1 protein-coding gene is annotated in these 2951 nt (G+C 57.4%); it reads left to right on the plus strand.

What is annotated here, in order from left to right:
• Positions 1–2951 (plus strand): condensation domain-containing protein (locus tag BJL95_RS19480; RefSeq protein WP_139306343.1); only part of this gene is annotated, 2951 nt, incomplete at both ends.

Consider the following 2951-nt stretch of genomic DNA (forward strand, 5'->3'; position numbering starts at 1 on the left):
AAAAACCCCGTACAGCTTCGACGTCTCGGTCTGGGAATTTTTCTGGCCGTTGATCGCCGGCGCCCGTTTGGTCATCGCCAAACCGGGCGGACATAAAGACAGCGATTACCTGGCCAAACTGATCCAAGCCCAGCACATCGACACCCTGCACTTCGTGCCGTCCATGCTGCAAGCCTTCATCGACGACCCCGAAGCGGCACACTGCAACAGCTTACGGCGCATCATCTGCAGCGGCGAAGCCTTACCGTTGAGCCTGCAACAACAGGTCTACGGCAAATTGACATCGGCGCGTCTCTACAATCTCTACGGCCCGACCGAAGCGGCGATCGACGTCAGCGAATGGCCTTGCCATGAAGACGACACCGCCAGCCCCATCGTCGCGATCGGCAAACCGATCGACAACCTACGTTTATACATCCTCGACGGCCAACTGCAGCCGGTGCCGATCGGCGTGTCCGGCGAACTGTACATCGCCGGCATCGGCTTGGCGCGCGGCTATCAGCAAAAGCCGCAGCTGACCGCGGAACGCTTCGTACCCAATCCGTTCGGTCAAGGCGAAAGGCTGTACCGGACCGGCGACCTATGCCGCTACCGGGCCGACGGCGTCATCGAATACCAAGGCCGGGAAGACGGCCAAATTAAGCTCAGAGGCTTTCGGATCGAGTTGGGCGAAATCGAAAGCGTGCTCAAACAGCATGCCGAGATTCAAGAGGCGGCGGTCAAGGTTTGGAGCCAAGGGCAAAGTAAACGCTTGGTGGCTTATGTGGTGAGCCACGCGGCCGACTTCGATCAGGCCGTCAAGCAGCAATTGCAGCAACTGCCCGATTACATGCGGCCGAGCCAAACTGTCAGGCTAGAGCAACTGCCGTTGACCGCTAGCGGCAAACTGGACCGCAAAGCGCTGAAAGAACCGGACATTCAAGTCCAACAGCCCTACCGGGAAGCGCGCAATGCCGTGGAACAACGCTTGGTGGGTATCTGGCGGGAAGTCTTGAACCAAGACCGCATCGGCATCGACGACAACTACTTCGAATTGGGCGGCGATTCTATTTTAAGTATTCAGATTGTGGCCAGAGCCAGAGAGGCGGGCCTTGAGTTGCGCGTCGAGGATTTGTTCCTCGGCCAGACCATAGCCGAATTGGCCGGCTTGGCTAAACAAGCCGAACAATCGGTGCTCGCCGCCGATGGCGATAACCAATGCCTGCCCTTGTCGCCGACTCAGGAAGGCATGCTGTTTCATGCCTTGTACGATGACGACAAAGGCGTTTACTGCCAACAGGTGGTTTTGACGTTCGAGGGCGATCTGCAAGCCGATTTGTTTAAACAAGCTTGGTGGGCGGTTTTCCTGCGCCACGATGCTTTAAGAAGGGTGTTTATTTGGCAACAAAGCGGCGGCAAGCCTTATCAGCAATTGATCGAAACCGGGTTTTGCTCGTGGCAGGTACTGGACTGGAGCTACATGGCGGCCGACGAACAGCGGCAACGGCAGGCGTTATTGCAGCAGCAACAAGCCGGGCAAGGCTTCGACGTCAGCCGTGGCCCGTTGTCGCATTTGAGCTTAATTAAACTGGGCGAGCGGCGATATTGTTTACTCTGGAGTTACCATCATTTGTTGATGGATGGCTGGTCCTTGCCTTTGGTTTTGCAGGACGTTGCCAAGCAGTATCAAGCGTCGGTGCAGGGACAGGCCTACCAGGCAAAACCGCTCAGGCCGTTTGCCGATTATCTGCATTGGCTGGCACAGCAAGATCCTCAACCGGCCATGCAATATTGGCAACAACAGTTGGCGGCGATTCAGGGCGCGACCGTGCTGCCTTGCGTCGAACCGAAAACCTCTGCCGGTTATGCCGACGCGGCGACGGTTTGGGCGGCGGAATTAAGCGGCCGCATCGGCGCTTTCGTTAAACAGGAGCGCACCACGCTAGCGGTGTTGTTGCAGGCGGCCTGGGCTTTGATCCTGAGCCGGTACAGCTCGGAGCAAAACGTCGTGTTCGGCATGACGGTTTCCGGTCGTCCGCCGCAATTGCCTGGGATAGAGGACGTCGTGGGGCTGTTCATCAATACGATTCCGGTCGCGGCCCATATCGATAACCGGCAATCGGTCGGCGCATGGCTGCAGTCTTTGACCGCCGAACAATTTAGGCGCGATGCCCATGCTTTTTTGCCGTTGAGCAAGATCATGGAGTGTAGCGGTCGCGTTGCCGCAGGGCAGTCTTTGTTCCAAAGTTTGCTGGTGCTGGAAAATTATCCATTGGAAGCGGGCTTGTTGACTGGCGAACAGGCGGATTTAAAAATCGTTGCCGCGCATTTTAAGGAGCAAACCAATTATCCGCTGACGCTGGTCGTCGTGCCGGGCGAGCAATTGCAAATCAAGGCCATGTACCAAGCCGAGGTTTTTGCCGCCGCTACCGTCAACAGGCTGTTGGCGCATTTTAAATCGGCGTTGAATTTCCTGTTGTCGGCCGGCGCTAAACCCTTGGCCGAGTTTGGCTTGCTTGAGGCCCAAGAACGAAAGCGTTGTCTCGAAGACTGGAACGCCACCGAGTACGCGTACCCGGACGCCTTGATACCGGAATTGTTAAGCCGTCAGGCGCAACGGACGCCGGCGGCGGTGGCGTTGGTGTTCGAACAACGCCAATTGACCTACGACGAACTGGAACGGCGCAGCAACCAATTGGCGCATTATCTAATCTCGCAAGGCGTCGGCACCGAAAGCTTGGTGGCGGTGTGTATGGAGCGCTGCCTGGAGTTGGTGGTCAGCCTGCATGCGATCGTCAAGGCCGGTGCGGCTTATGTGCCGTTGGACCCCGACTATCCGCAGGAACGCTTGGATTACATGATCGCCAATGCCGGTGCCGGCTGGTGTCTGACTCAGCAGGCCTTGGCCGGCAAGCTGCAAGATTATCCCGGCCAAGTGCTGGTCATCGAAGCCTTGCAAACCGAGCTGGCCC

This window comes from Methylomonas sp. LWB, assembly GCF_001856095.1.
Taxonomy (GTDB): domain Bacteria; phylum Pseudomonadota; class Gammaproteobacteria; order Methylococcales; family Methylomonadaceae; genus Methylomonas; species Methylomonas koyamae_A.